Raw genomic sequence first — 25557 nt, forward strand, 5'->3', positions numbered from 1 at the left:
CGGGATGCCACGGCATCCCGGCCCCTCTTCCGTGACCGTTACGACAGCTCGCCCGCCTCCAGCAGCTCCGTCACGAGGGCGGCGATGGCCGAACGCTCGGACCGCGTGAGCGTCACGTGCCCGAAGAGGCCGTGGCCCTTCAGCGTCTCGATCACCGAGGCGACACCGTCGTGGCGACCGACGCGCAGGTTGTCGCGCTGCCCGACGTCATGCGTGAGCACCACGCGCGAGTTCTGGCCGATGCGGCTGAGCACGGTGAGCAGGACGTTCCGCTCGAGAGACTGCGCCTCGTCGACGATGACGAAAGCATCATGCAACGAACGACCGCGGATATGCGTGAGCGGGAGAACCTCGAGCAGACCCCGCGCGAGCACCTCTTCGAGGACGTTGCCCGACACGACCGACCCGAGGGTGTCGAAGACCGCCTGGCCCCAGGGACCCATCTTCTCGGCCTGATCGCCGGGAAGGTAACCCAGCTCCTGCCCGCCCACGGCGAACAGCGGTCGGAAGACGATGATCTTCTTCTGCTGCTGACGCTCCAGCACGGCCTCGAGGGCGGCGCACAGCGCCAGCGCCGACTTGCCGGTACCGGCACGACCCCCGAGCGAGACGATGCCCACCTCGGGGTCGAGAAGCAGGTCGAGGGCGATGCGCTGCTCGGCGGACCGGCCGTGCAGTCCGAAGGCGTCGCGATCGCCGCGCACAAGGCGGTACTCCCCCTTGCCGGTGACACGGCCGAGCGCCGAGCCGCGCTCGGAGTGGATGACGAGTCCGGTGTTGATCGGCAGGCCCTTCACCACCTCGCTGACGCCGACCTCGGTCTCGTAGAGATCGGAGATCTCGTCGCCCGATAGATCGATCGACGCGATTCCGGTCCAACCGGAATCCATGGCCTGCTCGGCGAGATACTCCTCGGTACTCAGTCCGAGGGATGCCGCCTTCACCCGCATCGGGAGGTCCTTCGACACCACGGTGACCTCGGCGCCGTCCTGGGCGAGGTTCATCGCGACGGCCAGGATGCGGCTGTCGTTGCCACCCGTGCGCATGCCCGAGGGCAGTACCTGCTGGTCGGTGTTGTTCAGCTCGACGCGAAGGGTGCCACCGGTGCCGACCGGGACGGGGAAGTCCAGGCGGCCGTGCTCGATTCGGAGTTCGTCGAGGTGACGGAGCGCCTGGCGGGCGAAATACCCGATCTCGGGGTCGTGACGTTTTCCCTCGAGCTCGGTGATCACCACGACGGGGATCACCACCGAGTTCTCCGCGAAGCGGAAGAACGCCCGCGGATCGCTCAGCAGGACGGAGGTGTCCAGGACGTACGTGCGCAGGGCCTGATCGACTCCCGCTTCGGACTCGGTGCTCTCGACGACGTGATGCTGGTCGTACGGTGCTCGTGCAGTCACAACCCACTCCCGACCCGGGTGTTCACCCGGTTTTCACGAGTCGACCTGTGGGTCACGAGTCGCGATCCGAAGGTCGACTCGACCGGACTCCGTGTCCGATGAGATCACCGTACGGCCCGTCGACACCACCCGGGGTCGTTAACACGCCGCGAAAGTGACGAGTTCGTAAACAGCATGTTCACGCCGATCCCGTCGTCGAGATCGTTTACTGTCCGAAGCGGCGATCGCGCGCCGCGAAGTCGCGGATCGCGCGGAGGAAGTCCACCTCGCGCAGGTCGGGGCCGAGCGCCTCGACGAAGTAGAACTCCGAGTGCGCCGACTGCCAGAGCAGGAAGTCGCTGAGGCGCTGCTCACCGGAGGTGCGGATCACGAGGTCGGGATCGGCCTGTCCCCCCGTGTACAGGTGCTCCCCGATCTGCTCGGGCGTGAGGCTCGCGGCGAGTTCCTCGAGAGACCCGCCCGACTGGTCGTGCTTCGCGATGATCGAGCGCACGGCATCCACGATCTCGCTACGCCCGCCATAGCCGACGGCGAGATTCACGTGCAGTCCGTCGTGGCCGCGCGTGCGCTCCGTGGCCTCGTGCAGCACCTCGGCGAGCTCGGTGGGCAGCCCCTCGGCCCGCCCCACGTGCTTGACCCGCCAATTCGGCTCGTGCGACAGTTCGGCGGCGAGTTCGGCGATGATCTCGAGCAGATCCTGCAGCTCCTGGCTGTCGCGCTTGACCAGATTGTCGTTCGACAGCAGGTACAGCGACACGACCTCGATACCGAGGTCGTCGCACCAGCGGAGGAACTCGTGCATCTTCGCGGCGCCGGCCCGATGACCGTGCGCCGCGCTGTCGAAGCCCAGCTGACGCGCCCACCGGCGGTTGCCGTCGATCATCATGGCGACGTGGTGCGGCACGGTGGCCGGCATGCGACGGCGAAGGCGCGAGATGTAGAGACGGTAGAGCGGTCCCCGCCCCTCGTTCTTCCGCATGCGCGCCACGCGCCTACGCTACCGCGTCGAGGCTGCCTCGACCTCGGAAACGGGTCATCCTCCCTGGGGGAACGGTGAGCGGATTCCCCATGTTCCGCGCGAAGCATGCTCGCAGACGTAGGGTCGGAGTCGTGACGAGCTCGCCCCCCGCAGATGGCCCCGACATGCCCCAGCTCCCCCTTCTGGAAGCGGGCGCCGTGGGCGCGCAGGCCGATCTCAAGCCCACCTGGCGCGGCTGGATCCACGCCGCGACCTTCCCCGTCGCGATCGCCGCCGGCATCGTGCTGATCGCCCTGGCGCAGGGGACCGCGGGCAAGTGGGCCGCAGCCGTGTTCATGGCTACATCGATGCTGTTGTTCGGCAATTCGGCGCTGTACCACCGCTTCCATTGGAAGCCCCGGACCCTCGCGGTGCTCAAGCGCATCGACCACGCGAACATCCTGCTGCTGATCGCGGGGACCTACACGCCCCTCGCCGTGCTGGCTCTCCCGACGCAGAAGACCGTGCTGCTGCTATCGATCGTGTGGGGCGGGGCGATCCTCGGCATCCTGTTCCGCGTCTTCTGGATCAACGCGCCGCGCTGGCTCTACGTCGCGCTCTATCTCGCGCTCGGGTGGGCGGCCGTGATGTATCTGGGCGACCTGCTCGCGGCGAACGTCGCGATGATGGTGCTGGTCGTCGTGGGCGGCCTGCTCTACACCGGGGGTGCGATCGTCTACGCGCTCAAGAAGCCCAACCCCTGGCCCGGGCACTTCGGCTTCCACGAGATCTTCCACGTGTGCACCGTGCTGGCGTTTCTCTGCCACTGGACGGCGTGCCTGCTCATCGCTCTCGCTCCGGCGTACCACGGAGGCTGAACGACTCGACGCGGCTGCTCAGGCCCTCGGCACGACACGTCGACATCGGGCGACCGATACCGGATGCCGCCCCCTCACGGCCGGTAGTCAGTTGCGGGGAGCGGCCGGGTCGATGTCCTGGTCGTCGGTCGTGGTGGCGTCCTGAGCCGCGCGCGCCTGTTCTTCGGCATCCAGTTCGGCGTTGACCTCTTCGCGGTAACGACCGCGGCGGATGCGACGCAGCATGTCCCATACCAGGAGGAATACCGCGATACCGATGAAAGCGATCGCGGCGAAGCCTAGCGGCCCGGGGGTGACGATCGATTCGTCGGGCGTGACGACCGGGGAGGGTGTGGTCGCGAGAGCGACGATCACGGAGTGCATGGAGTCCTTCGGTCCGGACGGAAGCGCGTAGCCTGGTACTCCAGCCTAAAGCCCGGGGAGACCATGACGACGCAAGCCCTGCTCGACGACCGGTACGGGCGTACGCGTTCGCCCCGGCGACGCATCGTCGGCTGGGCGATCGTCGCGGTGCTCGCCCTCGGCGCCATCGGGTATCTCGGCTATACGACGTTCACGAACAGCGCCGCCTCGGTGACCGCCACCGACACCGGCTTCACCGTCATCGACGACAAGACCGTCTCGAGCAGCTTCCAGATCACCGCCCCCGTGGGAGAACCGGTCGCGTGCGCCCTCGAGGCCCGCGACGAGGACCACGGCACCGTGGGCTGGAGGGTGGTGCAGTACCCGGCATCCGACGACGCATCTCGCGCCTTCACGGAAACGATTCCGACCCTGTCGTTGGCGACCACAGGTTTTGTCAACGCCTGTTGGGTGCCGTAAACTCGCGGAATCACGACGCGCCCCGGCTCGATGCCGGGGCGTTCGACATATCCCCCGCCGACGGCTGCAGACACCGCCGTCAGCGCCTCGACGAAGGAGTACCCGTGTCCAACGACGCTCAGGTGACGTTCCTCACGCAAGACGCCTACGACCGCCTCCACAGCGAGCTGGAGCACCTCTCGACGACGGGCCGCGAAGAGATCGCGAAGCGCATCGAGGCCGCGCGCGAAGAGGGCGACCTCAAGGAGAACGGCGGTTACCACGCCGCGAAAGACGAGCAGGGCAAGCAGGAGGCGCGCATCCGCACCCTCCAGGCTCTCTTGAAAGACGCGAAGGTCGGCGAGGCGCCCGAGAGCCACGGCGTGGTCGAGTCGGGCACCGTCGTCACGGCGATCGTCGCCGGCGGCGAAGAGAAGTTCCTGCTCGGCAACCGCGAGATCGCGGCCAACTCCGAGCTCGACGTCTATAGCGAGGCCTCGCCTCTCGGCACGGCCGTCATGGGCCTCAAAGAGGGCGACAAGGGCTCGTACACCGCGCCCAATGGGAAAGAGATCCAGGTCGAGGTCGTCAAGGTCGAGACCTACTCGGGTCAGTAACCCGCCTTCGTTCGCGAGCCGCTCCCCCGCTGCCGGGGTGGGCGGGCTCGCGATGTTTCCGGACCGCCGCGGCCGGGGCCGTGCGACCACGCTGGACGCGCCTCGACCAGCCTCCCGGTCGAGGCCCTGACGCGTCAGTTCGGAACGACGGTCGCGATGAACCCGGCGTTCTCGAGCGTCGCGATCACCAGCGCCCGATGCTCCTCACCGCGTGTCTCGACGCTGAGCTGGAGAATCACCTCGCTGATCTGCAGGCCCTGTCCGTGGCGGGTGTGCAGCACCTCGATGACGTTCGCGCCGACGCCTGCGAGCAGTTCCGATACCCGGGCGAGCTGGCCCGGGCGGTCGGGCAGCGGGATCCGCAGCGACATGTAGCGACCGGATGCCGAGAGCCCGTGCGCCACGACCCGCTGCAACAGGAGGGGGTCGATGTTGCCGCCCGAGAGGATCGTCACCGTGGGGCCGCTGGCCTTCACCTTGCCGGCGAGGATCGCCGCCACGCCCACGGCTCCGGCGGGCTCGACGACCTGCTTGGCGCGCTCGAGGAGCACGAGCAGCGCGCGGGCGATGTCGTCCTCGGTGACAGTCACGACCTCGTCGACGTACTGCCGGATGAGTTCGAACGGCAGGTCGCCGGGGCGGGCGACCGCGATGCCGTCGGCGATCGTCGGGGTGGTCTCGACCTGCATCGGATACCCCGCGGCGAGCGACGAGGGGTAGGCGGCGGAGTTGTGCGCCTGCACGCCGATGATGCGCACCGCTCGGCCCTCGGCTGCGGCACGCGCCTTCACGGCGGCGGCGACTCCCGCGGCGAGCCCTCCCCCGCCGATGCCGACGATGACCGTCTCGAGATCGGGCATGTCCTCGACGAGCTCGAGGCCCAGGGTCCCCTGCCCCACGACGATGTCGCGGTGGTCGAAGGGGTGGATGAGCACGGCACCCGTGCGCTCGGCGAACTCGGCGGCGAGTCGCAGCGGCGTCTCGACGGTCGCGCCCTCGAGGATCACCTCGGCACCGTATCCGCGCGTGGCGAGGAGCTTGGGGACCGGAACACCCAGGGGCATGAAGATCGTGGCTGCGATACCGAGCTGCTGCGCGGCGAGCGCCACGCCCTGCGCGTGGTTACCCGCGGACGCTGCGACGACCCCGCGCGCCCGCTCCTCCTCGGTGAGACGGGACAGGCGGTAGGTCGCTCCGCGGATCTTGAACGATCCGGTGCGCTGCAGGTTCTCGAGCTTGAGGTTGACCGGCACACCGAGGAGCTCGGTCAGGTGCAGCGACTCGTCGAGGGGCGTTCGCGTGATGATGCCGCGCAGGTTCTGCGCGGCATCCTCGAACTCGGCCAGGGTGGGAGTGTCGTTCATGATCTCCTTCCGCGCTCGCGCGGGACGGTCCGCCAGATCAGATCCGGGGATGCCAGGGTCTCACCGTCGCGCTTCCACGCTTTCGTGCTGAGGTAGACGGCGACGACGTTGACGAATGCGGCGAGGGGAACCGCGAACAGGGCGCCGGCGATGCCGCCGATCATCGCGCCTCCTGCGACGACGAGCACCACCGCGAGAGGGTGCACCTTGACGGCCGAGCCCATCAGGATCGGGTGGAGCACATGGCTCTCGAACTGCTGTACCCCGAGGACGACGATGAGCATGAACAGGGCGATGAGCGGGCCGTTGTAGACGAGGGCGATGAAGACCGCGAGCGCCCCGGTCGCGACCGCGCCGACGAACGGGATGAACGCGCCGAGGAAGACGAGCACACCGATCGGGATCGACAGGGGCACGCCGAGCAGGAAGGCGCCGAGACCGATGCCGATCGCGTCGATCGTCGCGACGAGCAGTTGGGTGCGGGCGTAGCTCTTGATGGTCCGCCAGCCGGCGCGACCTGCACCGTCGACCGCTGGTCGGGCGGCGCGCGGGAAGAGGCGCGTCGTCCACCGCCAGATGCCGCCCCCGTCGGCGAGCAGGCACAGCAGGATGAAGAGCGTCAACAGCACGCCGGTCGCGACGTGCCCGATGGTGGAGCCGATCGTGAGGGCCCCGGTCCAAATGACCTCGCCCTGCTGCTGCAGGAAGGTCCCTGCCCGCGTGAGCCCGTCGTCGATCTGCTGAGCGCTCAGATGCAGGGGGCCGCTGATCAAGTACTCGCGGAATTGCTGGACGGATGCCTCGGTCTGCTTGCGCACCGACCCGAACTGCCGCGAGATCTGCCACACGGCGACCCACACCAGACCCGCGATGATCGCGAGCGTGCCCAGCACCGTGACGATGATGGCGAGCCACTTCGGCCAGCGGTGCCGCAGCAGGAAAGAGAACCCGGGCCACACCAGTGCCGAGATCAGCACGGCGACCAGCAGCGGGATCACCAGCAGCTTCAGCTGGATAACGACGAAGATCACCACCGCGAGAGCCGCGGCGATCACCAGCAACCGCCACGCGTACGCTGTCGCCTGCCGCAGACCCGGTGGGACGGGCGGCTGCAGGTCACTCGACACGGTGCGCCGCTTGAGGGCGTCGAGGAAGGACCCTCGCTCGTCGGGACCGGTTCCGCTCATCCCGCCAGCCTACCGCCGCGCCGACTGCGCTCTGGCGGCGATGTCGGAGGGTGTGGGTACGGTGAAACGCATGACCACGACGCTCCGCCGCGCCGACGCTCGCCGCATCGCCCTGGCAGCTCAGGGCTTCGCCCGGCCGCGCCCCGCCACGGTGGGAACGCGTCAGATCACCGGTGCGCTGCAGCGCATGCGCATCCTGCAGATCGACTCCGTCAACGTCTTCTCCCGCTCGCACTACATGCCCCTGTTCGCGCGACTGGGCGGCTACGACCCCGCACTGCTCGACAAGCTCGCCTTCTCGCGCAGGCCGAAATGGGTCGAATCCTGGGCGCACGTGGCATCCCTCGTCTCGGTCGACGACTGGCCCCTGCTGCAGTTCCGTCGCGACGAGCTCCGGGCCAAGTACGAGCGCGACGCGTGGGCCGAGGCGAACCAGCCTCTTCTGCGGTGGTTGCGCGACGAGCTGGCCGACCGCGGTCCACTCCGTCCCGCCGAGATCGAACACGACGCCCGCAGCGGCTCTCGCGGCTCTTGGTGGGGGTGGGACGACGTCAAGAACGGCCTGGAGCGCCTCTGGTTGTTCGGCGATGTCGCCATCGCCGGCCGGCGCGGCTTCGAGCGGCGCTACGCCCTCGTCTCCGATGTCCTTCCACCGGCGGCGCTCGAGACCTCCGTTCCCCGCGCCGAGGCGATCAGAGAGCTCGTGCGTCGCGCCGCCATCGCGTACGGCGTCGCCACGGCGGCCGACCTCGCCGACTACTGGCGCATCCGCGATCGACCGGCGGTGATGGCCGGCATCCGCGATCTGGTCGACGCCGGCGAGCTCATCCCCGTCTCCGTCGAGGGCTGGCAGGTCGCCGGTCGACCGGCCAAGGCATGGCTGCACCGCGACGCCGCCCGGCCGCGCAAGGTCGATGCCGCAGCCATCCTCACCCCGTTCGACCCCGTGGTGTGGTTCCGCGACCGCGCCGAGCGGCTGTTCGACTTCGACTACCGCATCGAGATCTACACCCCCGCGCCGCAACGCCGCTTCGGCTACTACTCGCTGCCCGTCCTCGTGGGAGACGACGTCGTGGGACGCATCGATCTCAAGGCCGACCGCGCGTCACGCGCTCTGCGCGTTCAGTCCGCGTGGTGGGAGCGCGGGGCGCCGTCGAACGCCGCCGAGCGCCTCGCCGCGGAGCTGCTCACGGCGGCGCGCTGGCAGGGCCTCGACCGCGTCACGGTCTCGCGGTGGGGCGACGCGGCGGAAGATCTGGCCGGGGCCCTGCGCGCCGAGCGGCACGAACACCCCGACGGTCGCGTCAACTGAAACGCGCCCCCTCTGCCGAAGCGGAGGGGGCGCGTCGACTCAGAACTGCACGCGTGGCGGTTCGGCGATCGCTGCGCCGTCGATGACCTCGAAGAACTCCCGCTCGTGGAAGCCGAGCTGACGGGCGAAGAGGTTGTTCGGGAACACCTTGATCTTGGTGTTCAACTCGCGTACGCCGCCGTTGTAGAACCGGCGCGATGCCTGGATCTTGTCCTCGGTGTCGACGATCGAGTGCTGGAGCTGCAGGAAGTTCTGGCTCGCCTGGAGCTGCGGGTACGCCTCGGCGACCGCGAACAGCGACTTCAGCGCCTGCTGCATGTGTCCTTCAGCGACACCGGCTTCGGCGGGGCTCTGCGCCGACAGCGTCTCGGCCCGAGCGCGCGTGACGTTCTCGAACACGGCCTTCTCGTGCGCGGCGTAGCCCTTCACCGTCTCGATCAAGTTCGGCAGCAGGTCGGCGCGACGTTTGAGCTGAACCGTGCTGTCGCTCCACGCCTCGTCGACGCGCACATTGAGCGCGACGAGGCTGTTGTAGGTGGCCCACAGGTAGATGCCAGCGATGACCAGAATGCCGACGATCACGATGACCGGTACGAGCCACTCCCACATAAGTCCCCACACTCCGTTCGGAAGATTGCCCTCCATTGTAACGGCGGGTCGCGCCGCGTTACGGGTGGAGACAGGTACTCCCAGGCGATGCGCACGCAAGAGGAGATGGGTACCCCCGGTGGGACTCGAACCCACACTGAAGCGATTTTAAGTCGCCTGCCTCTGCCATTGGGCTACGGGGGCCCGTGCCCTCCACCGTATCGCGGGTGTCGCCCGTCGACCGTCCCGCGGAGAACAGCGGAGACACGTCGACCGCCGATGCCAACGCCCGGCCTCGCGGTCCCGGGCTCCGCACGACGGCACCTGACGCCCCGGGAACGCCGAGACCCCCGCACCCGGAAGGGCGCGAGGGTCTCGGAACGGACAGTCTTACTTGGCCGCGACGGGCTCGGCCTTCTTCTCGACCGGAGCTGCGGGCGTCTCGGCGGCGGGAGCGGCCGGACGCGGGCGAGCGGCGAACTCCTCGAAGGCTGCGCGAGGCTTCTGCACGGCCTCGAGCGACACGACCTCGCGGCCGTGGACGAAGTTCTGCATCCAGTCGCCGATCACGCGGAACTTGCGCTCCCACGTGGGCATAGCGAGACCGTGGTAGCCGCGGTGTGCGAACCAGGCGATCAGACCGGTCAGGGCGATGTTGCCCGACTGGAACGCGCCGTTGTACAGACCCAGGCCGGCGACGGCGCCGAGGTTCTTGTGGTTGTACTCCTTGGGCTCCTCGCCGCGGAGCACGGCCACGAGGTTCTTCGCCATGAGCTTGCCCTGGCGGACCGCGTGCTGGGCGTTCGGAACGCAGAAGCCGCCCACGCCGCCACCCGACAGATCGGGCACGGCCGACACGTCACCGGCGGCCCAGGCTCCCTCGACGATCTCTTCATCGGTACCGACACGCAGGTCGGGGCGGGTGCGGATGCGACCGCGCTCCTCGACGGGCAGGTCGCTGCCGCGGACGACCGTGGGGTTGGCCATGACGCCGGCGGTCCAGATGATCAGGTCGGTCGGCAGGTTCTCCCCCGTCGACAGCTCGACGACGCCATCGACGGCACCCTTGACCTGCGTGTCGAGGTGCACGAAGGCACCCTTCTTCGCGAGGTCGGCGAGAACCCACTCGCTCGTCTTCTGCGAGACCTCGGGCATGATGCGGCCCATGGCTTCGATGAGGTGGAAGTGCGTGTCATCGAATGCCAGCGTCGGGTACTGCTTGAGCAGCGAAGACGCGTAGGCGCGAAGCTCGGCGAAGACCTCGATACCGGCGAAGCCGCCACCGACGACGACGACGGTCAGCAGACGGTCGCGCTCGGGACCGGCGGGAAGGACCGACGCTTTGTCGAAGTTCGACGTGAGGCGGTCACGGATCGCAACGGCCTCTTCGATGGTCTTGAGCCCGATCGCGTTGTCGGCGATGCCGGGGATCGGGAAGGTGCGCGAGACGGCACCGGCGGTGACGACGATGTGGTCGTAGCTCTGCTCGAAGGTGTCGTCACCGGCGATCGGCGTGATCGTCGCGGTCTTGGTGGCGTGCGAGATGCCCGTGACCTTGCCGGCGATGACCGTGGTGCGCTTGAGGTGGCGGCGGAGGCCGACCACGACGTGGCGGGGCTCGATCTCGCCCGCAGCGACCTCGGGGAGGAAGGGCTGGTACGTCATGTACGGCAGCGGGTCGACGAGCGTGACTTCGGCCTCGCCTCGGCCGAGCAGCTTCTCGAGCTTCCAGGCGGTGTAGAAACCTGCATAGCCCCCACCGACGATGAGGATTCTGGGCACGTTTGTGGTCACGATGTGAGGGACTCCTCGTTTGTGGTGCGGCTCGGCTCGCGGGAGGCGCGCGCCTGTCGGATTCGCCGGGCAGCAGCAGTGACACCGAGCGCAATCATTATAGCGGCCAGTGTGGCAGCACCGAGCGGCAGCGACCCGTAGAGCACGCTATCGCGAGACGGCAGCAGGGGCGAGCCCGCAGCGGGCGCCGCCTCGACGGGCGGGAGCGGCGGGATGACCACCGGCGTCGAGGTCGGCTCGGGCGAGGGCTGCGAATCCGCACGTCGATACAGACGGATCCATTCCTTCAAGCTCCCGAGCGGGTTCTCCGATACGGTCTCGACCCGCGCCGACACCGCGGCCGCGGCATCCACCAGGCCGTAGCCGTACAGCTTGTCGGGACGAGCCGACGCGCCGGCAGCCGGCTTCGCCGTTTGGATCAGGCGGTTCAGGACGTTGTTGGCATCCATTCCGGGATGCGCGGCGCGAACGAGGGCCGCGATACCGGCGACGATGGGAGCCGCGCCGCTCGTACCGTTCCACTGCACCAGCGAACCGTCCGCCGAGACGCCGATGAGCCGCTCGCTCGGGGCGGAGAGACCGATCGTGATGCCCTGGGTCGACGCGTCATTGCTCGCCGCGCCGGTCGGATCGACGCCGCCGACGGCCAGCACGCCGGGGATGGTAGCCGGGGCCCCCACGCGGTCGGTGCCGCTCCCCCGGTTGCCGGCGGCCACCACGATCACCACGTCGTGGTCGAAGGCGTACTCGAACGCCGTGTCCCAGCTGGTGTCCCAGTCGAGAGTGTTCGTCGTCAACGACATGTTGATGACGGTCGCACCGTTGTCGACCGCCCAGCGGATGGCATCCGCGATCTGGTCCGTGAAGGGCTTCGCGCTCGAGGCTCCGAACCCGACCGAGATCGACAGCAGCTCGGCCTCGGGCGCGACGCCGATCATGCCGCGGCCGTTGCCGGTCCCGCGGGCTGCGGCGAGCGAGCCCACCCAGCTGCCGTGGTTGGCGTCGACCGCCCCCACCGGGGTGCGTCCATCGGAGGCCCCCACGCCCGACACGTCGGTTCCGCCGACGACCGCCCCGTTGAACTCGGCGGGACCGCGTCCGATACCGGTGTCGATGACCGCGATCTTCTGGCCTGCGCCGCGGGTGGTCTTCCATGCCTCGCGCACGCCGTACTGGTCGATCCAGTACTCGCCGGCACGGACCGAGTCCGTGGGATCCTCCGGCACGGGGTTCGTCGGTGCCTGGGGCGAGGCCGATGCGGGAACCGTCGTGGCCATCGCGGGCATCGCCGTCGCGCCGGACAGCAGCGTCATCACGATGACGGATGCCACGGCGGCGGCGACGCGCTTCATCCGCCGGTCCCGGGGCTTTCGCACTGGCACCGCTCGGGCGACCAGGTGCCGCGCGCGAGGGCGCGGTCGCCGATCGGGTTGACGCCGGGGCCCGCCGCCAGCGCGTGACCCGCGAGAGCGTGCAGGCACTTCACGCGCGTGGGCATGCCCCCGGCCGAGATGCCCGCGATCTCCTCGGGCTCGCCGTAGGCGGCGCGGTCGCGGAGGTACGCCTCGTGCGCCGCGAGGTACTGCTGCTGCAGCTCTTCGTCCTCGGCGAGCTCGTCCGAGAACTCCTTCATGACGTGGCCCGCCTCGAGCACCGACATCGCGGCAGTCGCGGCGGGGTGGGTGAGGTAGTAGAAGGTGGGGAACGGACTGCCGTCGTCGAGCCGCGGCGAGGTCGCCACCACCGTCGGATTGCCGCACACGCAGCGCGCAGCGATTCCCACGACTCCGCGCGGAACACGGCCGAGCTGGGATCGAAGCACGGCCACGTCGGCGTCGGAGGCGGGAGGGAGCGTTGCGGTAGTCATCGCCTCCAGGGTACCCGGCGTCTCCGACAGCCCGCCGAGCCCGCGTCAGCCCGCCGGTGCGTCCGGCACGGGCGTCGGGTCGGGAACGCCGACCGTGACATCGGGAACCGCAACGGGTGTCGCCGCCGACGATGTGAGCGAGCGCACGAGCTGCGCCATCCAGTCGGTGCGGGTCTGGCCCACGTCGCCGCTGACGTCGTCCTGCTCCTGAGGGGTGGCTGAGGCCGGCAGGTCGTTGTCGATCAGGTAGACGACCTCGCCGGGAAAGGTATAGCCGAGGCGCTCGCGCGCCTGCGTCCGGATGTACGCGGGGTCGGACCACCGATCGCGCTGCGTCTGCAGATCGGCGACCTCGGACTGGCTCAGCTGCACGGCGCTGCGGAGCGCCTGGATCTGCTGACGCTGGTCCATGTAGGTGCCCACGGTCGGCACGAGCACGAAGGTGCCCAGCACCACGAGCCCGAGCATGATCACGACGAAACCCGAGATGCGGACGCGTCCGAGCCACTCGCGCACGTCGACGCGGCGTTCCTCGACGGTCGGCCGGGCCGAGGAGCGCACCGGTCGGGTCGTCGTCTTCGGCGCGCTCTTCGGGGTCTTCTTCGCCGCCTTCGGGGCCTCGGATGCCACGGGGCGTCGAGGAGGCAGTGTCGGTCGCTGCACGGCATCCCTTCCCTCGTCACCCGGATCGGATCTCGAACCGCAGGCGATTCTACGTCGCGGCGATAAGGGCTCCCGGGGACGCGCCGGGGGCTCGGCGTCCGCTCAGCCAAAAGGGAGCGGAACGACGGAAGAGGGGGAGCCGGCCGGCTCCCCCTCTTCGTGTGTCAGACGATCAGCCCTTGAAACGGGGGAACGCCGAGCGGCCCGCGAAGACCGCGGCGTCGCCGAGGTCTTCCTCGATGCGGAGCAGCTGGTTGTACTTGGCGACGCGCTCGCTGCGCGCGGGGGCGCCGGTCTTGATCTGGCCGGCGTTGACGGCGACGGCGAGGTCGGCGATCGTGGTGTCTTCGGTCTCGCCCGAGCGGTGCGACAGCATCGAGGTGTAGCCCGAGCGGGTCGCCAGCGAGATGGCATCGAGCGTCTCGGACAGCGTGCCGATCTGGTTCACCTTGACCAGCAGCGAGTTGGCGACGCCGAGGTCGATGCCCTGCTGCAGGCGCTTCGGGTTGGTGACGAACAGGTCGTCACCGACGAGCTGCACCTTGGAGCCGATGGCATCCGTCAGCTTCTTCCAGCCGTCCCAGTCGTCCTCGGCGAGGGCGTCTTCGATGGTGACGATCGGGAAGTTCGCGACGAGATCGGCGAAGTAGTCGACGAGGGTGTCGACACTCCACTCCTTGCCCTCGACGGTGTAGACGCCGTCCTTGTAGAACTCGGTCGCGGCGACGTCGAGGCCGACGGCGATGTCCTTGCCCGGGGTGAAGCCGGCCTTCTCGATCGCGCGGATCAGGAAGTCGAGGCCCTCGCGGTTGCTGGGCAGGTCGGGGGCGAAGCCGCCCTCGTCGCCGAGTCCGGTGTTGTACCCCGCGGACTTCAGTTCGCCCTTGAGGACGTGGTAGACCTCGGTACCCCAGCGGAGGGACTCGCCATACGTCTCGGCTCCGATGGGGGCCAGGAAGAACTCCTGGAAGTCGATGCCGTTGTCGGCGTGCTCGCCACCGTTGATGACGTTGAACAGCGGAACGGGCAGCAGGTGCGCGTTGGGACCGCCCAGGTAGCGGAACAGGGGAAGGTCGGCGCTGTCGGCGGCGGCCTTGGCGACGGCCAGCGAGACGCCCAGGATGGCGTTGGCGCCGGTGCGCGACTTGTTCTCGGTGCCGTCGGTCTCGATGAGGATCTCGTCGATGATGCGCTGCTCGCTGGCCTCGACGCCCTCGATGGCGGGGCCGAGCTCGTCGACGACCGCGGCGACGGCCTTGAGGACGCCCTTGCCGCTGTAGCGGCTCTTGTCGCCGTCGCGCAGCTCGTAGGCCTCGAACGCTCCGGTGGACGCGCCGGAGGGGACAGCGGCCCGCTGGACGATTCCGTCGTCGAGGAGCACCTCCACCTCGACGGTCGGGTTACCGCGCGAATCCAGAATCTCGCGCGCGTTGACAGCCTCGATAAGTGCCACGAAGGACTCCTCGTTGGTTCTTGAGTGGGAGGGGGCGGAGCGACATCGGTCCGTGGTCGAGTCTAGTGACCGGCTCCGACACTCGTGAGCCGCTGTGTCAATCCGAGTCGGTGTCCGCCGGATCCACCACGATGGCGAGGGCGATCCCGTCCCACCCTTTGCGATCGAGGGTCTGCAGCGCCGTGGCGTCGAAGCGGGGATCGGAACCGAGCATGAGGATGCCGCGGCGAGCGCCCCGCACCCTGGCGTCGACCGTGTCGGCGTCGGCGACGTCGCCCCCGCGCACGACGTTGTCGAGCACGACGACCGTTCCCGACCGCCCGAGACGTGCGGCCCAGTCGAGGTACAGCTCGTTCGACTCCTTGTCGGCGTCGATGAAGACGAGGTCGAAGGGCTCCCGGCCCTGCAGCGTCGGCAGCACGTCGGCACCGCGACCCACGCGGACCTCGACCCGGTCCGCGACGCCGGTTCGTTCGAGGTTGCGCTGCGCGATCTCGGCGTTCGCCGGCTCGGCCTCGATCGTCACGACCCGCCCCTGCGCCCCCACGGCCCGCGCGAACCAGAGCGTGGAGTATCCGCCCAGCGTGCCGATCTCGAGCACGCGGCGTGCACCGGCGATGCGTGTGAGCAGATGCAGGAACTTCGCGTTCACGGGGGCGACCTCGATCGCCGGCAATCCCGCGTCGTGCTGGGCCGCGAGAACGGACTCTCCCGCGGGGTCCGCCCCGACCAGGGTCTCGGTCAGGAAGGCGTCGACGTCTTCGGGGGTGGGCACTCCCCCAGCCTGACGGCGTGAGAGGAGTCGGTCAACGCTCTCCGCGCAGATGCGCGCGGGTCATCTCGTCGTATTCCTCGTCGGAGAGGTCGTCGAAGCCCTTCGCTTCCACACGGTCGCTGCGCATCCACCGGATCATGAGGATGACGAGGATCGGCACGTCGGCGAACTCGGCGATGAACCAGATCATGTCGCCCGCGAGGTGCTGGTCGTGCAGCAGTGACGGCCACCACGACACCGATCGCGCGGCATCCGGAACCAGATCCAGCACGTTGTCATTGAGCCGGAGGAGAAGCCCGGGGACGGAGTCGATGAGCAGCTCGACGAACGCGAGCAGGAATTCGATCGCGATGAACGTGCCCGTGTGGACGGCGCCGAGAGCCATCATCGGCAGCACCATCGCGAGCCCGACGAGGGGCACGACGATCCCGAGCGACGCCTCCACGACGGGATTCACGCGCAGGATGCCGGCGGCCGGCGTCAAGAACAGGCAGAACACCGCGGCGATCACGACCGTGGCGACCATGGCGTTGCCGAAGACCCGCGTCAGGCGCGAGGCGAGGAAGCGCTCCCGGAGGCGCGACGGGACGAGATCGAGCGGGCGCCCGGCGGCGATGCCTGCGGGGATCGCGAAGATGAGCAGGGCGACGCGCGTCGAGAACGCCCAGCGCAGCTCCGACGAGTAGACGCCGAGGAACCCGAGCTCGATCACCGCGTAGGGCAGCAATCCGAGAGCGAAGAAACCGACCGTGCGCAGCACCGGCCACGGCTGCCCGCGACGGCGAACGCGCCGAACCCCGAGGAGATAGGCCGAGGATGCCACGAAGAGCACGCCGAGCGTGATCGGATCGGCGCGCCAGGTGCTGAGGAAGACTTCGATGGGAGGCGTGGAAGAACGGTAGATCCCAGAGCTATGCGTCTGCCGGGGATCGGGGCGGGCCGAACTCCGGAGACTCCGCCGCGCGCGGCGCCTCGGCGGCCGGGCGCGCACGCCGGGGCCGCGCGTCCGATGCGCGACTCAGGAGTTCGGCACGCCCCGGGCAGGTCAGCCGCGGCCGGCGTCCTCCGGCGCCCGGGCCTGCTCGAGTGCTGCCAGCACGGCGGGTAGCAGCGCCTCCGCCGTTCGGCGGTACCCGAGGGCGCTGGGGTGGAAGCGGTCGACGCTGAACATCTCGTCGGGGCGCTCCGCGAACACCGGCCCCACGGCGCGCGCGAGCCCGACCACCCGGCCGCCCGCACGGTGAACGGCGGTCGCTTGGGCCGCGGCCAGCTGCCGAGACGACCGGGCGGCGAGCGCGCGCAGCGGCTGCGGGATCGCGCGCAGGGTGCCGAGGTCGGGGCACGTGCCGACCACGACGGGCACGCCGCGGGCGCGCAGGTCGCGCACGACGTGTTCGAGCTGCCCCGCCGAACGGGATGCCGGGATCCGGTGCGTCACGTCGTTGCCGCCCACGACGATGACGGCGGCATCCGGCCGATACTCCGGGGGGAGCGAGGCCACCTGTGCAGCGAGGGCCGAGGTCTCCGATCCGACCACCGCGGCGGTGCGAAGGCGCACCGGTCGCCCTGCCTCTCGAGCGATGCCCTTGGCGAGCCGCGCCCCGAGCGTGTCGCGCCGGTGGCCCGCGCCGAGCCCCGCGGCGATCGAGTCACCGAGCACGAGCAGCTCGACCGGCTCGCCCGGGTGCTTCTTCCGTCGCCACACCCGGTCGGCATCGAGCGCCTGCTCGCCGAGGGGCTTGCCGATGCGGCGACGGGCGATCGCGGCCTGTCGGGTGATGAGGGTGCGCAGTCCCACCGCCCCCGCTCCGGCGAGCGCCACCACGGACGCCGCGGTCAGGGTCACCGGTCGACGCGCGCGCATCCTCCGATGACACCCGCCCGTGGTGAACGCCGGGTGGCCGGGCCGTGACGCTCGGACGACGGCGGCTTCCTGGCATCGACCCGAACGGTGCCGTCGAGCTAGAGCGACGCGCGGCGCCCCCGCGCGCGCAGCGCCATGGCGAGAACGAGCACCGCCACGGCGAGCACGATGTCGAGGGCGAGTCCCGCGAGCAGCTCCGTTCGGCCCCCGACACCGGTGAGGGTGACGACACCGCCGATGACGATGACACCGAACGACAGGGCGAGCTGCTGGGCGGTACTGAACATGCCGCCCGACAGGCCGGCGGCCTCGACCGGAACCTCGCGGACCACGAGCTGGGTCAACGGCGAGAAGATGAGCGCCTGACCCGCTCCGAGCAGCACCAGAGCGGGCTGCAGCCACAGACCGATGTCGTTCCCCCACGCGAAGACGAGGGTCGCGGCCATCCCCGCGAGCGCGACGATCTGCACCGAGACGCCGAGGACGAGCGTCGAGTCACCGAGCCGAGCCTGGATGCGCGCGACGGCTAGTGAGACGCCCGCGAACACCACGGCGAAGGGCAGCAACGCCATCCCGGCCTCGAGCGAGCTCAGTCCCCCCGCTTCGACGGCTCGCGGGAAGACGTACAGCAGCGCCGAATACCCCGCGAAGAAGAGACCCGCGGCGAGGAGGCCCAGCTGCAGGGGACGCAGCCTCAGCACGCTCGGCGGCAGCAGCGGCACCCGTCCGGATCGCTCGATCGCGTTCTGGTGCTTCCACATCGCCACCAGGGACACGGCCGCGATCACCAGGGCCACCGCCACCGGCCACGACCAGTTCCAGACCGGCCCGAAGGTCAAGGCGACGGAGGCGGCGAGGATGCCGAGTCCCAGCGCCGCCGTGCCGACCAGGTCGATCGCGACGACCTCGTGCGCGCGAGAGCGCGGCGCCAGGGGGGCGAGGGCGATCGCGGCGACGGCGATGAGGGCGACGACCACGAACACGGCACGCCACCCCTCGACCGGACCGAAGGAGAGCGCCGCCAGGGCACCGCCCGCGACCTGACCGACGGCTGCGCCGATCCCTCCGCTCGCCCCGAACGCGGCGATCGCGCGCGTGCGGGCGGCGCCCTGCGAGGTCGCCTGGATCGTCGCGAGCACCTGCGGCGTGCACAGCGCTGCGCCGACACCCTGCACCACCCGGGCGGCGATCAGCGTCTCGATGGAGGGCGCGAGAGCGCACGCGACCGCGGAGACGAGGAACAGAGCCATCCCCACCACGAACAGCCGGTGCCGACCGAAGCGGTCACCGAGCCTCCCGCCCAGGATGAGCAGGACGGCGAAGGGGATGCCGTATCCCGCGATCACGAGTTCGAGGGCGACATCCCCGGCGCCGAACCGCTCGCGCAGGGTCGGCAGGATCACCGTCACCGCGTTGAAGGCGAACGTCCCCACGCCGGGGCCGAGCAGGAAGCCGAGATAACGCCAGGTGGGTACCTCGACGACCGTTCCCGGGCGGATCGGCACGGGGGCGGTCCCCGAGGCGGGGTGTGCGGAAGTCGGCATGGTGCCAGCATGGAGATCGATCCATCCTGGTACCAGGAGTGCGCTCATCCTGGTACTGCCAGCACTCCCCTGCGGCGGGCGGGAGGTCGCACGCCCGTCCTATGATCGCCGGAGAGGGAGGGATGCCGTGACTCGATCCGACGATGTCCGCGCCGAATTCGCGGGGTTCCTGCGCAGTCGGCGAGCGCGCCTGCGTCCCGCCGACGTCGGGCTGCCCGAGGGAACACGGCGCCGCGTCGCGGGCCTTCGCCGCGAAGAGGTCGCCCAACTCGCCGGAGTCGGCCTCACCTGGTACACCTGGCTCGAACAGGGTCGCCCGATCGCGGCGTCCGCCCAGGTCGTCGCAGCCATCGCCCGCGCGCTCCGCCTGAGCGACGACGAGCGCGACCACCTGTTCGCCCTCGCCGACCTCCCCGTGCCAGACCGCGAGGCGCGGCACTGCGTCGGTGCGACCCACCTCGACCTGCTCGAGAAGCTCCTGCCCTACCCCGCGGCCGTGCAAACCGCGCGTTTCGACATCCGCGCATACAACCGCGCCTATCGGTACCTCTTCGACGACCTCGACGACATGCCGGCCGAGCGACGCAATTGCGCCGTGCTGCTCTTCACCGACTCCGAGTGGCAGCGCTCGCACGTCGACCTCGACCACGCTCAGCGGCGGATCGCGGCGCGGCTCCGCGCCGCCTACGGCCGCCACCACGAAGAGCCCTCGTGGCAGCGCTTCATCGCCGAGCTCGAAGAGGAGTCCCCGCGCTTCGCCGAGCTCTGGCGTCTGGGCGACGTCGGGGGCGAGCGCAATGCCAACAAGCACCTCCTGCATGCCCGCGTCGGCGAACTGCACCTGGAGATGTCGAGCCTGTGGATCGACGACGGACTCGGCTCTCGCGTCGTGTGGTTCTCTCCGCGGGATGCCGAGACCGCGGCGCGCCTGGAACGCCTCGCCGCCGAGAGCCCGACGGAGGCGTTGATCAGCGCGGTGGCCTGACGCCGGCCCGCGAGACCCGGAGCGCTCAGCGGCGTCGGGGTCCCGGCATCCGTCGACCTCCCGCTCTCACGAGAGCGGCTTGATCTCCAGCGTCTCGGGCGTCGTATCGACGTTCACGGTCGCGAACGACGCGTAGCCGTCGGCGGTGGAGCGCTCGAGCAGGGCCTTCATGTTCTTCGGCCGCTGCTCGACGCGTACGCGCGCTCCCCCGCCGATCAGGGCCGTCTTGAGCGACAGCAGTTGGGCGAACGGCACATCGCGGTCGTGCACGAGGACCACGGAGCGCTCGCCTTCGCTGCCGGTCTCGGGCAGCAGATCGACGATGCGCTCGAAGCCGATCGAGAAGCCGACAGCCGGCACCTGCTGGCCGAGGAAGCGGCCGATCATGCCGTCGTAGCGTCCACCGCCGCCCAGCGAGTAGTCGACGCTCGGGTGGGCGAGCTCGAAGATCGTGCCGGTGTAGTAGCCCATGCCCCGCACCAGGAAGGGGTCGAAGACGAGCGGCACCTCTCCACCGCGTGCCGCGGCGACGGTGTCGCCGAGGTCGACGAGGTGAGCGACGATCTCGTCGGGGATGCCGTCGGGCAACGTGGCGCGGATGCCTGCCTCGTCGAACGACGGGGCCGACGCGGGACGGTCGAGGTACGCCGCGAAGGCGTCCACGGCGGACGCGTTCACGCCGCGTCCGCGGAGCTCGGCGACGACTCCCGAGGGACCCACCTTGTCGAGCTTGTCGATCGTGATGAGAACGCCCGGTCGCTGGTCCGGCGCGAACCCGAACACGTCCAGCATCGCGTCGAGAGCGCGACGATCGTTGACGCGGATCGATCCGCCCACGAGCCCGAGCGCGTCGAGCACGTCGAGGCTCGCGATCATGAGCTCGGCTTCGGCCCGCGCCGACGCGTCGCCGATGATGTCGATGTCGCACTGCATGAACTGGCGGTAGCGCCCCTTCTGGGGCCGCTCGGCGCGCCACACCGGTGCGATCTGAACCGACCGGAACACCGTCGGCAGCTGCGCGCGGTGGGTTGCGTAGAACCGGGCGAGCGGGACCGTGAGGTCGTAGCGCAAGCCGAGATCGGCGAGCGCCGCTTGGTCATCGGCGGCGGCGCGGATGCCGTCGGCATCCATCCCCCGCTTGAGGATGCTGAACGAGAGCTTCTCGTTGTCGCCGCCGAGGCCGGCGTGAAGGCGGTCGTAATCCTCCATGACCGGGGTCTCGATCTCGTCGAAACCGTGCGCGCTGTAACGCTCGCGGATGACGGCGAGCACGCGCTCGCGGCGGGCCTTGTCTGCGGGGAGGAAGTCGCGCATGCCGCGCGGCGGGTTCACGGATGCCACGAGTCCATTGTTCCAGGGTCGGGGCGATGCTCCGCGCGGGCCCTGTTTCCGCGGCGGCGCGGCCGGGGGCCGAGACGCCGACGACAGCCACTCACCGCCCGCGAATCACTTACCCCGACGCGGCCTCGCCGCGTCCCTCGGCCGCGCGCACCTCGGCGCGCAGTGTCCGCAGACGCTCCCGCAGCGCGCGTTCGGCGTCCCAGCCTCGGGCGCGAGCAAGCTGCACGAGAGTCAACAGAGCGTCGCCCAATTCGGCCTCGCTCACGGGGTCCGCCAGACGATGCGGCGGCGCCTGCGCCCCCACCTGCGCCGCCTTCCCCACCAGCTTCTGCGCCAGGGCCAGGGCGGGCATGTGGTCGCTGACCCCGTCGAGCACACTGGTGCGTGTGCTCTTCTCGGCCGCCTTGGCCGCGTTCCAGTGCACGAGGACTTCCTCGGGTGTGAATGCCACGGCATCCGCGAACACGTGCGGATGCCGCCGCACCATCTTCTCGGTGAGTCCCCGAGCCACGTCGTCGATGTCGAAGGGGTCGCTCGCGTGTCCCGCGGCGATCTCCGCGTGGAACAGCACCTGCCACAACAGGTCGCCGAGTTCCTCGCGCAGGTCGGCGCGCGTGCCGGACTCCACCGCGTCGATGACCTCCGCGCTCTCCTCGACCAGGTACGGCACGAGGTCGCGGTGGTCGATCGTCTGGGTCCAGGCGCAGCGTTCGCGCACCGCGCGCATGGTCTCGGCTGCCTCCCGCAGGGCGTCGTCACTCACGGTTCCTCCCTCCGCGGGCCGGACGGCACCGCTCGCCACGAGTATCCCCCGGGAGGACGCTCACGGGCCCCCCGGCATCTGCCATGCGGTCATCTGCTCCGCCGGCTTCTCGCCGAGTGAACGCCCCCGGCCGTCGATGCGCGACCCGTCGCCCGGACGCGCTTCCTCCCCGTAACGCCCCTCGGTGCGTCGTTGAAGCCGGAGATTTCCGGATGCCACGCCCCCGTCGCCTCGATTGCTGCGGTCCTGACGCCTCGCGACCGGAGAAACTCCGGAGTTCGGCGCGCGAAACCGATGCATGCCGTTACACGTGAATCGGTGCACGCTCGACGCCGATAATCTGGGGCGTGTGCGTGAACTGACCCCGACCGAGGCCATCGACCTCGTGGGCCGCTTCGAAGCGGGCCAGGAGCTCCCCGAGCAGATGCGCGCCGACGTGCGCCTGCTCGGATCGCTCCTCGGCCGCGTCCTTCAGGAGAGCGGCTCCCCCGGACTGTACGACGACGTCGAGCGCTTGCGCTCGGCGACGATCCAGGCCTACACCGACGAAACGCCCGAGGCGTTCGAACGCGCCGCCGCGATCGCCGACGGTTTCTCGATCGAGCGAGCCGACGAAGTGGCGCGGGCGTTCACGGCCTACTTCCACCTCGTCAACCTCGTCGAAGAGCACCAGCGCGTACGCGTGCTGAGAGAGCGCGGCGATCAACCGTCGCGCAGCGGCGTTCCCGACACCATCGCGAGCGCCTTCGAGCGTCTCGCGACCGAGGTGGGCCAAGAGACCGCGCTCGCGCGTCTCCAGGCCCTCCGCTTCCACCCGGTCTTCACCGCCCACCCCACCGAGGCCCGCCGTCGCGCCATCTCGACCAGCATCCGGCGCCTCTCGGAGCTGCTCTCGGAGCACGACGACGCCTCCGAGGGAGGAACCGAGAGCCGTCGCACGGAACGCCGGATGCTCGAAGAGATCGACACGCTGTGGCGCACCGCTCCTCTGCGGCGCGAGAAGCCCTCGCCCGTCGACGAGGTCCGCTCGGTCATGTCGGTCTTCGACGAGACCCTGTACACCGCCGTGCCCCGTGTGTACCGCCGCATCGACGACATCCTGCAGGGCGAGAACGCCGGATCCCGCGCCCCGATCGTGAAGCCGTTCGTGCGCGTCGGCTCCTGGGTCGGCGGCGACCGCGACGGCAACCCCTTCGTCACGGCATCCGTCACCCGCAAAGCCGCGGCGATCGCGAGCGAGCACGTCCTGCTCGGGCTCGAACGCACCACTCAGCGTGTGGGCCGAGGTCTGACGCTGGATGCCGAGAGCACCCCGCCCAGCGATGCTCTGATCGCTCTCTGGCACCGTCTACGCGCCGCCGACGAGGACGCCGCGGCCGAGATCGCCGAGCGCTCGCCCGACGAGCCGCACCGCCGGATCCTGCTGCTGCTCGCACGCAAGATCGCCGCGACGCGTACGCGCAACGCCGACCTGGCCTACCGCGACCCCGAGCACCTGCTCACGGACCTGCGCCTGGTGCAGGACTCGTTGGTCGCCGCCGGCGCCGCCCGTCAGGCGTACGGGTCCCTCCAGCGTCTCGTCTGGCAGGTCGAGACGTACGGCTTCCACCTCACCGAACTCGAGGTGCGCCAGCACTCCGCCGTGCACCGTAAGGTGCTCCAGGAACTCCGATCCGGCGGCGCGCGGAGCGAGCAGACCGACGAGGTGCTCGAGGTCTTCCGCTCGATCGCATACGTCCAGGAGCGATTCGGCCCCCGTGCCGCCGGTCGCTACATCGTCTCGTTCACCCAGTCGGCCGAAGACCTGGCGAATGTGCACGAGCTGGCCACCTACGCGGTGGGCCCCGGCGAAGCCCTCCCCGTTCTCGACGTGATCCCGCTGTTCGAGACGTTCGCCGACCTGCAGGCGGCCCCCGGCATCCTTGCCGAGATCGTTTCGCACCCCTCGTTCGTCAGCCGACTGGATGCCACCGGCAGACGCCTCGAGGTCATGCTGGGGTACTCCGACTCCTCGAAGGACGTCGGCCCCGTCGCAGCCAACCTCGCGCTGTACGAGGCGCAGGCCGAGATCTCTACGTGGGCTGAGGCGGAGGGCATCGAATTGACGCTCTTCCACGGTCGCGGTGGTGCTCTGGGCCGTGGTGGCGGACCGGCGAACTCCGCCATCCTCGCGCAACCCCCGCACTCCGTCGACGGCCGGTTCAAGCTCACCGAGCAGGGCGAGGTCATCTTCGCCCGTTACGGCGACGCCGATATCGCGATGCGTCACATCGACCAGGTGGCGGCTGCCGTGCTGACGGCGTCCTCCCCCTCCATCGAACGACGCAATCGCGGCGCGGCAGAAGCGTTCGCAGATGTGGCGAGCACGATGGACGTCGCCTCACGCGAGCGTTTCTTCGCCCTGGTGAAGGCGCCCGGCTTCGCGCCGTGGTTCGCCACCGTCACGCCGATGGAAGAGCTCGGACATCTCGCCCTCGGATCCCGCCCCGCCCGCCGCGGTCTGTCGGTCGAGTCCCTCGAGGACCTCCGCGCCATCCCGTGGGTGTTCTCGTGGACGCAGGCGCGCATCAACCTCGCCGGCTGGTTCGGTCTCGGCACCGCGCTCCAGGCCGTCGGCGACGAAGAACGTCTCCGTGACGCGTACGAGCAGTGGCCGTTGTTCCGCACGATGATCGACAACGTGGCGATGAGCCTCGCGAAGGCCGACGAGCGCATCGCTCGCCGTTACCTCGCTCTCGGCGATCGAGACGATCTCGCCCAGCTCGTCATGGACGAGATGCTTCTGACGCGGTCGTGGGTCGAGCGCATCACCGGCGGCGATCTGCTGAGCAACAAGCCGATCCTCCAGCGCGCGGTGAAGATGCGCAGCCCCTACGTCGACGCCCTCTCGCTGCTTCAGCTGCGAGCTCTGCGCGCCCTCCGCGACGCAGACGCGGATAACCCGACTCCGGATGCGGAACACCAGCGCCTCCTGCTCCTCTCGGTGAGCGGAGTCGCGGCCGGTCTGCAGAACACCGGCTGAGACACGATCCCTCGCAGAACGCGCCGGCTCCCCTCGCGGGAGCCGGCGCGTTCTGCGTTGACGAGGCGATTCCTCGAGGTGCTCCACCGGTCCGAACCCGTCGGCGAAGCACTACGCGAACGACCTCGCGTGTGCCTCGATCGAACGCACCCGCGGCGCGGAGGATGAGTGGAGAATGTCGACGAGACGAGGGCCGGGGCATGGGCCAGCCCCGTCACCGTGGATGGCACGCAACCACAGGTAGCGAGCACGCGGCAGGCTCACATGCGGTGGGTGTGGTGATGCGTCGGTGGGTGCTTCCCTACGGAAGAACGCACCGACGCGGTACCGCACCTGAAAGTGCCCGTAAATGCGAAATGGCCACCCAACGTTGGGTGGCCA

The 25557-nt window shown here is 69.7% G+C and carries 23 protein-coding genes and 1 tRNA gene; 6 read left to right on the forward strand and 18 right to left on the reverse strand.

Features of this window, described 5'->3' with window-relative positions; translation table 11 throughout:
- Window positions 1–38: 38 nt before the first annotated feature.
- Together QE416_RS15480 and QE416_RS15485 are read right to left on the reverse strand one after the other, a co-directional pair.
- The gene (locus tag QE416_RS15480) at window positions 39–1400 is read right to left on the reverse strand and encodes a PhoH family protein (RefSeq protein WP_373458864.1); all 1362 of its coding nucleotides are present in this window, start codon (window positions 1398–1400) and stop codon (window positions 39–41) included.
- A gap of 205 nt (window positions 1401–1605) precedes the next feature.
- Window positions 1606–2379 (reverse strand): isoprenyl transferase, encoded by a 774-nt coding sequence (locus tag QE416_RS15485; protein ID WP_267789395.1) that lies wholly within the window; start codon window positions 2377–2379, stop codon window positions 1606–1608.
- A 164-nt stretch (window positions 2380–2543) separates the two neighbouring features.
- Between QE416_RS15485 and QE416_RS15490 the strand changes: the two genes are divergently transcribed.
- Complete coding sequence (locus QE416_RS15490; RefSeq protein WP_210075304.1) at window positions 2544–3236, forward strand: hemolysin III family protein; 693 nt, start codon at window positions 2544–2546, stop codon at window positions 3234–3236.
- 87 nt (window positions 3237–3323) lie between these two features.
- Here QE416_RS15490 and QE416_RS15495 read toward each other — a convergent pair whose 3' ends face one another.
- The gene (locus QE416_RS15495) at window positions 3324–3599 is read right to left on the reverse strand and encodes a hypothetical protein (protein WP_210074243.1); all 276 of its coding nucleotides are present in this window, start codon (window positions 3597–3599) and stop codon (window positions 3324–3326) included.
- A 63-nt stretch (window positions 3600–3662) separates the two neighbouring features.
- Here QE416_RS15495 and QE416_RS15500 point away from each other — a divergent pair, with 63 nt between their 5' ends.
- Window positions 3663–4058: a DUF4307 domain-containing protein gene (locus tag QE416_RS15500; RefSeq protein WP_267786838.1), complete on the forward strand. Its 396-nt coding sequence runs from the start codon at window positions 3663–3665 to the stop codon at window positions 4056–4058.
- 104 nt (window positions 4059–4162) lie between these two features.
- Window positions 4163–4654 (forward strand): transcription elongation factor GreA, encoded by a 492-nt coding sequence (gene greA, locus QE416_RS15505; RefSeq protein WP_103210960.1) that lies wholly within the window; start codon window positions 4163–4165, stop codon window positions 4652–4654.
- A gap of 134 nt (window positions 4655–4788) precedes the next feature.
- Here the strand turns inward: greA and ilvA are convergent, their stop codons facing one another.
- Both ilvA and QE416_RS15515 read right to left on the reverse strand, forming a co-directional pair.
- Window positions 4789–6018 carry a threonine ammonia-lyase gene (gene ilvA / locus QE416_RS15510; RefSeq protein WP_210074239.1) on the reverse strand — a complete coding sequence of 410 codons (1230 nt, stop codon included), beginning with the start codon at window positions 6016–6018 and terminating at the stop codon, window positions 4789–4791.
- Window positions 6015–7205, reverse strand: coding sequence for an AI-2E family transporter (locus QE416_RS15515; protein ID WP_210074237.1), 1191 nt, complete (start codon window positions 7203–7205; stop codon window positions 6015–6017). Before QE416_RS15515 ends, ilvA begins: the two co-directional genes overlap by 4 nt.
- 70 nt (window positions 7206–7275) lie before the next feature.
- Here QE416_RS15515 and QE416_RS15520 point away from each other — a divergent pair, with 70 nt between their 5' ends.
- A complete protein-coding gene (locus QE416_RS15520) occupies window positions 7276–8517 on the forward strand; it encodes a winged helix-turn-helix domain-containing protein (protein WP_307317540.1) in 1242 nt (413 codons plus the stop codon).
- A 39-nt stretch (window positions 8518–8556) separates the two neighbouring features.
- On the opposite strand, the gene QE416_RS15525 is transcribed toward QE416_RS15520, so the two are convergent.
- The 11 genes from QE416_RS15525 to QE416_RS15575 all read right to left on the reverse strand — a co-directional run bounded on the left by QE416_RS15525 (window position 8557) and on the right by QE416_RS15575 (window position 19065).
- A complete protein-coding gene (locus QE416_RS15525) occupies window positions 8557–9126 on the reverse strand; it encodes a LemA family protein (RefSeq protein WP_307317972.1) in 570 nt (189 codons plus the stop codon).
- 110 nt (window positions 9127–9236) lie between these two features.
- Window positions 9237–9309 (reverse strand) — tRNA-Leu (locus QE416_RS15530).
- Window positions 9310–9495: 186 nt separating this feature from the next.
- Window positions 9496–10887, reverse strand: a complete 1392-nt coding sequence (locus QE416_RS15535; protein WP_307317973.1) for an NAD(P)/FAD-dependent oxidoreductase — start codon at window positions 10885–10887, stop codon at window positions 9496–9498.
- An 8-nt stretch (window positions 10888–10895) separates the two neighbouring features.
- The gene (locus QE416_RS15540) at window positions 10896–12251 is read right to left on the reverse strand and encodes a S8 family serine peptidase (protein WP_307317543.1); all 1356 of its coding nucleotides are present in this window, start codon (window positions 12249–12251) and stop codon (window positions 10896–10898) included.
- Window positions 12248–12766: a DUF501 domain-containing protein gene (locus QE416_RS15545; RefSeq protein ID WP_210074231.1), complete on the reverse strand. Its 519-nt coding sequence runs from the start codon at window positions 12764–12766 to the stop codon at window positions 12248–12250. The genes QE416_RS15540 and QE416_RS15545 overlap by 4 nt, the downstream gene beginning before the upstream one ends.
- 45 nt (window positions 12767–12811) lie before the next feature.
- Window positions 12812–13429 carry a septum formation initiator family protein gene (locus QE416_RS15550; protein WP_267786827.1) on the reverse strand — a complete coding sequence of 206 codons (618 nt, stop codon included), beginning with the start codon at window positions 13427–13429 and terminating at the stop codon, window positions 12812–12814.
- Window positions 13430–13601: 172 nt separating this feature from the next.
- Entirely contained in the window at window positions 13602–14882 is a 1281-nt protein-coding gene (eno, locus tag QE416_RS15555) for a phosphopyruvate hydratase (RefSeq protein WP_210074229.1), read from the reverse strand.
- A gap of 97 nt (window positions 14883–14979) precedes the next feature.
- On the reverse strand, window positions 14980–15657 hold the full coding sequence (locus QE416_RS15560; RefSeq protein ID WP_307317549.1) for an O-methyltransferase: 678 nt from the start codon (window positions 15655–15657) through the stop codon (window positions 14980–14982).
- 31 nt (window positions 15658–15688) lie between these two features.
- Window positions 15689–16480 (reverse strand): cytochrome c oxidase assembly protein, encoded by a 792-nt coding sequence (locus tag QE416_RS15565; protein ID WP_307317552.1) that lies wholly within the window; start codon window positions 16478–16480, stop codon window positions 15689–15691.
- Between the two features lie 222 nt (window positions 16481–16702).
- Window positions 16703–17503 (reverse strand): SGNH/GDSL hydrolase family protein, encoded by an 801-nt coding sequence (locus QE416_RS15570; protein WP_373458865.1) that lies wholly within the window; start codon window positions 17501–17503, stop codon window positions 16703–16705.
- Window positions 17504–17619: 116 nt separating this feature from the next.
- Window positions 17620–19065: an MFS transporter gene (locus QE416_RS15575; RefSeq protein WP_307317557.1), complete on the reverse strand. Its 1446-nt coding sequence runs from the start codon at window positions 19063–19065 to the stop codon at window positions 17620–17622.
- A gap of 127 nt (window positions 19066–19192) precedes the next feature.
- Here QE416_RS15575 and QE416_RS15580 point away from each other — a divergent pair, with 127 nt between their 5' ends.
- Window positions 19193–20050 carry a helix-turn-helix transcriptional regulator gene (locus QE416_RS15580; protein ID WP_210074220.1) on the forward strand — a complete coding sequence of 286 codons (858 nt, stop codon included), beginning with the start codon at window positions 19193–19195 and terminating at the stop codon, window positions 20048–20050.
- Window positions 20051–20116: 66 nt separating this feature from the next.
- Here QE416_RS15580 and hisS read toward each other — a convergent pair whose 3' ends face one another.
- A complete protein-coding gene (gene hisS, locus QE416_RS15585) occupies window positions 20117–21364 on the reverse strand; it encodes a histidine--tRNA ligase (RefSeq protein ID WP_307317974.1) in 1248 nt (415 codons plus the stop codon).
- A gap of 136 nt (window positions 21365–21500) precedes the next feature.
- Window positions 21501–22118, reverse strand: a complete 618-nt coding sequence (locus QE416_RS15590; RefSeq protein WP_307317976.1) for a MazG family protein — start codon at window positions 22116–22118, stop codon at window positions 21501–21503.
- A 385-nt stretch (window positions 22119–22503) separates the two neighbouring features.
- Between QE416_RS15590 and QE416_RS15595 the strand changes: the two genes are divergently transcribed.
- Window positions 22504–25176 (forward strand): phosphoenolpyruvate carboxylase, encoded by a 2673-nt coding sequence (locus QE416_RS15595; protein ID WP_267786820.1) that lies wholly within the window; start codon window positions 22504–22506, stop codon window positions 25174–25176.
- Window positions 25177–25557: the final 381 nt, after the last annotated feature.

The sequence above is a fragment of the Microbacterium sp. SORGH_AS_0421 genome (genome assembly GCF_030818635.1).
Taxonomy (GTDB): domain Bacteria; phylum Actinomycetota; class Actinomycetes; order Actinomycetales; family Microbacteriaceae; genus Microbacterium.

Excerpts from the sequence above, each read along its gene's own strand:
- hisS (WP_307317974.1), bottom strand. The coding sequence starts at position 21,364 with ATGCGCGACTTCCTCCCCGCAGACAAGGCCCGCCGCGAGCGCGTGCTC.
- QE416_RS15540 (WP_307317543.1), bottom strand. The coding sequence starts at position 12,251 with ATGAAGCGCGTCGCCGCCGCCGTGGCATCCGTCATCGTGATGACGCTG.
- QE416_RS15575 (WP_307317557.1), bottom strand. The coding sequence starts at position 19,065 with ATGCCGACTTCCGCACACCCCGCCTCGGGGACCGCCCCCGTGCCGATC.
- QE416_RS15545 (WP_210074231.1), bottom strand. The coding sequence starts at position 12,766 with ATGACTACCGCAACGCTCCCTCCCGCCTCCGACGCCGACGTGGCCGTG.
- QE416_RS15590 (WP_307317976.1), bottom strand. The coding sequence starts at position 22,118 with ATGCGCGCGGTGCGCGAACGCTGCGCCTGGACCCAGACGATCGACCAC.
- QE416_RS15495 (WP_210074243.1), bottom strand. The coding sequence starts at position 3,599 with ATGCACTCCGTGATCGTCGCTCTCGCGACCACACCCTCCCCGGTCGTC.
- QE416_RS15520 (WP_307317540.1), top strand. The coding sequence starts at position 7,276 with ATGACCACGACGCTCCGCCGCGCCGACGCTCGCCGCATCGCCCTGGCA.
- QE416_RS15485 (WP_267789395.1), bottom strand. The coding sequence starts at position 2,379 with ATGCGGAAGAACGAGGGGCGGGGACCGCTCTACCGTCTCTACATCTCG.
- QE416_RS15515 (WP_210074237.1), bottom strand. The coding sequence starts at position 7,205 with ATGAGCGGAACCGGTCCCGACGAGCGAGGGTCCTTCCTCGACGCCCTC.
- QE416_RS15525 (WP_307317972.1), bottom strand. The coding sequence starts at position 9,126 with ATGTGGGAGTGGCTCGTACCGGTCATCGTGATCGTCGGCATTCTGGTC.
- QE416_RS15500 (WP_267786838.1), top strand. The coding sequence starts at position 3,663 with ATGACGACGCAAGCCCTGCTCGACGACCGGTACGGGCGTACGCGTTCG.
- QE416_RS15490 (WP_210075304.1), top strand. The coding sequence starts at position 2,544 with ATGCCCCAGCTCCCCCTTCTGGAAGCGGGCGCCGTGGGCGCGCAGGCC.
- ilvA (WP_210074239.1), bottom strand. The coding sequence starts at position 6,018 with ATGAACGACACTCCCACCCTGGCCGAGTTCGAGGATGCCGCGCAGAAC.